This is a genomic window from Streptomyces sp. NPDC004126 (genome assembly GCF_050275515.1).
In the GTDB taxonomy this organism is placed as follows: domain Bacteria; phylum Actinomycetota; class Actinomycetes; order Streptomycetales; family Streptomycetaceae; genus Streptomyces.
This window is the reverse complement of record NZ_JBNNPF010000112.1, coordinates 1-6,301: the sequence shown is the minus strand read 5'-3', so window position 1 is coordinate 6,301 and position 6,301 is coordinate 1. Positions and strand designations below refer to the sequence as shown.

The window sequence follows — 6,301 nt, the reverse complement described above, 5'->3', positions numbered from 1 at the left end:
GCGAACGGGAACGCGGCTCCCGGGCCGAACACGTGGCAGTGCGCGACGACGGCCCCCTCGGGCACCCGCCACCGCGGCCGGCCAACGGCCCCCTCGCCGTCCTCGACGGCACCGGCCACGCCCACGCCGCCGGCGGCCTCCTCCTCTCCCACCCCACCTCCGGCCTCCCCGCCCTCGTCGCCTGGGCCCTCGGCCCGGACGCCGACCTCCGCGCCCCCCGCCTCCACCACAACGGCCGCGACGGCGACCCCCTCCTCGTCCTCACCGCCCCCGCCGCGGAGCAGTTCGGCCTCCCCGCCGCCCTCGAAGACCGCCGCGCCCTGCGCCTCCCGGACAACCACCCCGTCATCAAGCAGCTCACCAAGGCCAAGTGGCAGCTCACCCGCCGCGGCTTCGGCCCCTGGCCCCGCATCTACCGCCCGGCCACCCCCACCACCGGCCGCCAGTGCGTCCAGCTCGCCGTCCTCCCCTGGGGCGCCCTCGACCCCCGCGCTTGGGGCGAGGACACCGCGGACCTCTCCGCCCCCGAGCTCGCCGAGCTGCTCACCACCTACGCCGCCCGCGTCCTCACCCCGCGCGGCTCCACCGCCGTCACCGGCCTGGAACTCATGACGGCCCTGCGCCCGCCGACCCGCGCCGCCCGCAACCCCCAGACCGGCACCTGGGAGTCGGCCCCCGTCCCCGGCTCCCTCACCCGCCCCGTCGACCCCGCCCCGCCGGAGGCCCCCGACGAGCACCCGGTCGTCGCCGCCCTCTACCCCCGCGCCCACCAGCGGACCCCGGACGAGGTCCTCGACGAGGAGGCGTACGACTGGATCCGCGACCCGGAGCTCCTCACCGACGCCGAGTGCGCCCGCACCCACGCCGTCGGCATCGACGTGAACATGGCCTTCGCCGCGGCCGCGAACCGCCTCACCGTCGGCATCGGCCCCGCCGTCCACACCACCGCCCCCCGCTTCGACCCCAAGCTTCCCGGCTGCTGGCTCGCGGACCTCTCCTCCCTCTCCCTCGACCCCCGCCTCCCGAGCCCCTTCACCCCTCACGGCAAGCCCCCCGCCGGCCCCGCCTGGTACGCGACCCCGACCCTCGCCTACGCCCAGGAGCTCGGCCACGAGGTCCGCCCCGCCGAGGCCTGGACCCGCCCGGACAACGGCCCCTACCTCGACGCCTGGTACACCCGCCTCCGGGACGCCTACATGGCGACCATGGCCGACCTCGGCATCACCCCGTCCCTCACCGAGTCCGAGTTCCTCACGGCCATGACGACCTACAAGGAGAACGCCCCCCACACCTCGACGGCAGTTCTCTCCGCCATCAAGTCGACGGTCAAGGGCGGCATCGGCAAGCTCCGCGAGCGCCCCCAGGGTGCCGCCTACCGCCCCGGCGAAGCCTGGCCCGCCCTGGAGCGCCCCACCTGGCGCCCCGACATCCGCGCAGCCGTGATCTCCACGGCCCGCGTCAACATGCACCGCAAGATGCGCAAGCTCGCCGAGGCCGACCTGTACCCCATCGCCGTCCTCTCCGACTGCGCGGTCTACCTCTCCGACGGCCCCGGCCCGCTGGACTTCCTCCCCCACACCCCCGAGGGCAAGCCCCTCCCGGGCGGCTTCCGCCTCGGCGTCAGCCCCGGCATGGTCAAGCACGAGGGCACCCAGCCCCTCCTCTGGGCCGTGCAGCTCCTGGACCAACACCTCAACCCGGCCCGCCACATCAAGGGCCACGACGCGGCAGCAGACGGCGAGTAACCGATGTCCGACATCTCAGACAGCCTCACCAAGGCCGACGAACTCCACTTCACCCGCCCCATCCCCAAGTCCGCGGGCGCCCAGATGCGCTTCCTCCTGAAGCAGCTCAAGACCACGAAGGCCGTGGCGGCCACCCTGGGCATCTCCCAGCGCACGGTCGAGCGCTACGTGAAGAACGAGATCAAGCAGCCCAAGCCGGCCCTCGCCGCCCGCCTGGAAGCCGAAGTGCGCCGCCGCTGGCAGCCCCTGGTCCGCAAGCGCGCCCGCGAACAGGCCGCCCGCACGACCGGACTCGTCATCGAGACCCGCGCCCGCTTCGGCTTCACGGCGGCCCCCGGCACCACCGACGACGGCCGCATGCGCCGGATCACCCAGCACCTCCCCCCGGAGTACGCGCAGCGCCTCTTCGCGGCCCAGGAAACCGGAGCCACCGAAGCCCAGCTCCGCCACATCACGGCCGAGGCCCTCCAGGAGATCTACTTCAAGGACAACGGCGCCCGCGCGACGTCCCTCCTCGTCGAGTTCACGGACATCGACTACGTCGACTTCGCCTTCTGACGAACCACCGCCGCCCTCCCCCGAACAACCCGCGCTCAGATAGTAGCCATGTACATAATATCCATGTACGGTATTTTGCATGAGCACAGCACCCGAGAACGCCACGGCCGGCTTCCTGGTCTGGCGCCTGTCGATGAAGTGGCGGGTGGCCGTCGACCGGGCGGTCGCACCGCTGGGCATGACGCACGCGCAGTACTCCCTCATGGCCTCGCTGTACGGCATGTCCCTCCCCCAGACCCCCACCGGAACGCACCCCAACCAGCGCCGGCTCGCCGACCACACCGGCCTCGAACCGCTCTACGTCTCCAAGCTCGCCCGAGCGCTGGAGGCCTCCGGCCTGATCGCCCGCACCCGGGACCCCGACGACCCGCGCGCCATCCTGCTGTCGCTCACCGAGCAGGGCCACGACGTCACGAAGCGCGCCATCAAGGCGGTCCAGGAACTCCTGGACCAACTCCTCGAACCACTCGGCGGCCAGGACAGCGCCCGCGCGTCCCGGTTCACCCGCGAGCTGCTCACCCTGCTCGACGCACCTCTCGACCCGGCACCTCTCGACCTGACGACCAAGAACGAGAAGGAGCAGTCATGACCACCACCGCCCCCGCCCTCAACGCCCGCGTCATAGCCCTCGCCCACCACGCCGCCCGCACCCTCGCCGAGGGCGCCCTCGACCGCCACGGCGTCACGTTCCACCAGAGCGTCACGCTCCGGGCCGTCACCGTCGCGGGCGGCACCGTCCCGCACGACGAGCTGGTCGCCGAGATCCAGGACTCCCTCAAGACCACCGAACCGCTCGTCCAGGCCGTCATCGAGGAACTCCTCACCGCCGGGCTCCTCGCCCGGGAGGACTCCCTCCTGAGCCTCACCGACACCGGCCGCGACCTGTACGAGACCACCGCCGCCGCGACGGCCGGGATCGCCGCCCGCCTGTACGCCGGAATCCCCGCCGAGGACCTGGCGGTGGCCGGCCGCGTCCTGACCCTGATCACGGACCGCGCCAACGCCGAACTGGGCACCAGCTGAGCCCCGCCCACCCAAAGCCACAGGAGCCCACCCAAGCCCCTGAAACCCTTTGAGGGCCCCGGGATATCCCGGGGCCCTCAAAGGCGCTTGAAACACCCTCAGAAGCCCTCTGTGGGCCCCTTCTCAAGCATGTCACCCAACAGCGTGCAGCGTCCTCCGCCGCTTCGACTCCGCGGCCTTCTTGGCGGCGGCCTGAGCCGCACGCTTCTTCCGCTGCTCCGCCAGCTGGTCCTGGTACTCCGCCACCGCCTGGTGATAGCTGGCCACGTACCCGCGCGCGTCCAGCCGCTCGTCCGCGGCCATATCGTTGACCGCCGCGACGGCGTCCTCGAACGAGTTGTACCCGGCCAGCATCGGATTGATCTGGTAGACCCCGTTCCTGACCTTCCGCACCAGCTTGGCCAGCTCCAGGCTGCGCAGAGCGGCGTTGACGCTCGGCCTGCTCAGCTCCAGCAGCCCCCCGATGGTGGCCTGGTCGATGAGGATCCGCCCGCCGGGCTCACTCAGCGAACGCAGCTTCAGCAGCACACGGTAGGCCGCAGGCGGAAGGTCCAGGTCGGAGAGAAGCCCGTCGGCGTTGACCGCAGCGAATCGCAAGGTGCTCACTGAGCTGTCCCTTCTTCCTTGCGCTGCGCCCGGCTGAGCCGGCGCGCAGCGCGCTCTTTGGAGCGTTCGGCCCGCAGTTCCTCGATTGCCTGCCGCATGTGGTCCAGCGACGGGAACCGCACCAGGTCCGGCAGGCTCGTGTCGCTGCGAATCTGCGAGATGGTGCTGTGCTGCTCCACCTTCACGAACTCACCCGCCGTCTCCGTCCCCGGGATGAACTCGGCCACCCGGTAACTGTAGGGCGGGTTGAACTGGTACACACCCCGCCGCACCTTGAAGACGATCCCATGAGACATGACGGTGTGCAGCGCCTCCGAGGTCTTTGTCCGACTGACGTCGAGGATCGTAGCCATCTCCTCCTGCGTAAGTGGAATCCGCCCTCCCGCACGCTGGCACGCGATCAGCAGCAGGATGAGCCTCAAGGGCAAGGCTTCCCTGAAGTACTGGGCAATCACCAGGAAGAACTCGAGGCTGTCCATCGAGAACGCATTTGGCTGACTCTGCGTCCCGTAGAACTCCAGCGGCTTGCGCTCACCGTCCAGCGTGAGCTTCCGGCTGGGGTACCGCTTCGCCAGGCTGTCCAGATCCTTGACCGGAGCCAGAGGCTGACTCCACGCCGAGATCGCGTCATCAACGGGGAGATCAGGACGCGGCGCGCGCGACGGACTCTGCCGGCGGCGCTGTGCTTCTGATGACACGAGGATGCTCTCCACTTCGTTGATCTGGAGAGAGAGTATGTCAACAAGGGTGACACTAATGTCACGCTCGTTGACGTTCGGCGTGTCTTGTGTCCCCCCAGGAGGGACACATCTCGGCCAAGGCCCCTCTGCGGCCCCTCTCGGACCCCCACACCCAACGCCTCCCCGCCCTCACGCAGTTCGGCGACACATCTCCGCAGGAACGTCAGTCTCCCCGACGTTTTGGCCCAAAAAGCGTCAGCCTCACTGACGTTTTGCAGGAGTTCTGTCCCCCTACCAGCGACACATCCCCCGAGTTATGTCCCTTCTGGGGGGACATAACTTTCCCCGCGCACCCCCTCTGACCTGCGGCAACGCATATCCGTACCCTCTATAGGCCGTCTCCTGCCGCGCTGCGCGCACTCAACGCCGTCTGCAACCCGCGCGCAGCCACAACTTCCTGACGTCACGGCACCTCAGCCACAGAACCGATGGGCTCCGGACACCCTGTCCATAACCACGCAGAATCTGACTGATTCCTATCTCTATCCCGACATCACTTTGAATCAGCGCCTCATCAACCCATTAACGCCGTTAACACCCCGCCCCTATCCAGCAACCCTCCAGCAACCCACGGGCCCTCCTGCGCCGACCCTTCACACCCTGTCCACCACAGGAACCCATCGAACAGCCGGAGCACAGATGGACAGGAGGCCCCAGCAAGTGGCTAGGGGTACTCAAGTGGAAATGTGGGGGAGCCGGTTCTACCAGGTGCTGCCCAAACCAAAGGTCAGCAGGTCTCCCGGCACCTAAGCATCAGCGGACCGCGCACGGCTCAGACTCCTCAGGCCGCCAACGCCTGAAAGGCCTAGGTGGAGTAGAAGCCTGTCGCGAGCGGAGCGACAGAGCTCTACAGCGGGTCCGGAGCGAAGCGAAGGACCTTCTATTTCCGAGCAAAGAGAGGGGCCTCTTTCAGTGCCCGCAGCGAAGCGGAGGGCACCGCTGCATCGTCCGGAGCGCAGCGGAGGACCCCGGGCGGAGGACCGGCACTATCCAAGAAATGGGATGCCGGGGAACGGGGCGAGTCAGCTTGGAACCGGGCCAGAGGCGGGCGTACGGCCGCGGAACGGCCCTGCGCCGAGCGGAGCAACGAGCTAGCCCCCGTTGCGAGCGGAGCAAACAAGGCCCTGAACCGAGTGACCCCGCGCGCAGCTCGTCTTGGCCTGGAACGGAGCGGAGGGCCCCACCGGAAGGGCCTTCTGGGCGGTTAAGGCCTGGAGCGAAGCGAAAGGCCTCCAGCCGAAGGCCGACTCTGGGGCGGCGAAGCCGCCCAGCCCCTGAGCGCAGCGAAGGGGTTAGCGAGCAGAGCGAGCTTGCTGCGAGCGCAGCGAGCAGGGTCCGGAGCGGAGCGGAGGACCCCGCGCATAGCGCGCCATGGCCCGGAGCGGAGCGGAGAGCCCCCGGCCGAAGGCCGGCTCTGGGCGGCGGAGCCGCCCGCCGCCGAGCGCAGCGAGGCGGTTAGCGAGCGGAGCGAGCTCGGTGCGAGCGGAGCGAGCAAAGTCCGGAGCGGAGCGGAGGACCCCGCGCACAGCGCGCCATGGCCCGGAGCGAAGCGGAGGGCCCCCGGCCGAAGGCCGGCTCTGGGCGGCGGAGCCGCCCGCCGCCGAGCGCACGGGGGCGGGGAGCGGGCGG

The 6,301-nt window shown here is 69.9% G+C and carries 6 protein-coding genes; 4 read left to right on the top strand and 2 right to left on the bottom strand.

All coding sequences use genetic code 11. The features are described from left to right. The 4 genes from tap to ACQKM2_RS40450 form a co-directional block, all read left to right on the top strand. A partial coding sequence (gene tap / locus ACQKM2_RS40465; RefSeq protein ID WP_427719132.1) for a telomere-associated protein Tap occupies positions 1-1,745 on the top strand: 1,745 nt, incomplete at its 5' end. A 3-nt stretch (positions 1,746-1,748) separates the two neighbouring features. Continuing rightward, entirely contained in the window at positions 1,749-2,303 is a 555-nt protein-coding gene (gene tpg / locus ACQKM2_RS40460; RefSeq protein WP_285340971.1) for a telomere-protecting terminal protein Tpg, read from the top strand. A gap of 79 nt (positions 2,304-2,382) precedes the next feature. Further along, on the top strand, positions 2,383-2,892 hold the full coding sequence (locus tag ACQKM2_RS40455) for a MarR family winged helix-turn-helix transcriptional regulator (RefSeq protein WP_427719130.1): 510 nt from the start codon (positions 2,383-2,385) through the stop codon (positions 2,890-2,892). Then, on the top strand, positions 2,889-3,326 hold the full coding sequence (locus ACQKM2_RS40450; protein WP_427719127.1) for a MarR family winged helix-turn-helix transcriptional regulator: 438 nt from the start codon (positions 2,889-2,891) through the stop codon (positions 3,324-3,326). Before ACQKM2_RS40455 ends, ACQKM2_RS40450 begins: the two co-directional genes overlap by 4 nt. Before the next feature lie 132 nt (positions 3,327-3,458). Here ACQKM2_RS40450 and ACQKM2_RS40445 read toward each other — a convergent pair whose 3' ends face one another. Beyond that, complete coding sequence (locus ACQKM2_RS40445) at positions 3,459-3,932, bottom strand: MarR family transcriptional regulator (protein WP_125605596.1); 474 nt, start codon at positions 3,930-3,932, stop codon at positions 3,459-3,461. Further along, positions 3,929-4,645, bottom strand: a complete 717-nt coding sequence (locus ACQKM2_RS40440; RefSeq protein WP_042811490.1) for a hypothetical protein — start codon at positions 4,643-4,645, stop codon at positions 3,929-3,931. The genes ACQKM2_RS40445 and ACQKM2_RS40440 overlap by 4 nt, the downstream gene beginning before the upstream one ends. Positions 4,646-6,301 lie beyond the last annotated feature (1,656 nt).

Excerpts from the sequence above, each read along its gene's own strand:
- tpg (WP_285340971.1), top strand. The coding sequence starts at position 1,749 with ATGTCCGACATCTCAGACAGCCTCACCAAGGCCGACGAACTCCACTTC.
- ACQKM2_RS40450 (WP_427719127.1), top strand. The coding sequence starts at position 2,889 with ATGACCACCACCGCCCCCGCCCTCAACGCCCGCGTCATAGCCCTCGCC.
- ACQKM2_RS40455 (WP_427719130.1), top strand. The coding sequence starts at position 2,383 with ATGAGCACAGCACCCGAGAACGCCACGGCCGGCTTCCTGGTCTGGCGC.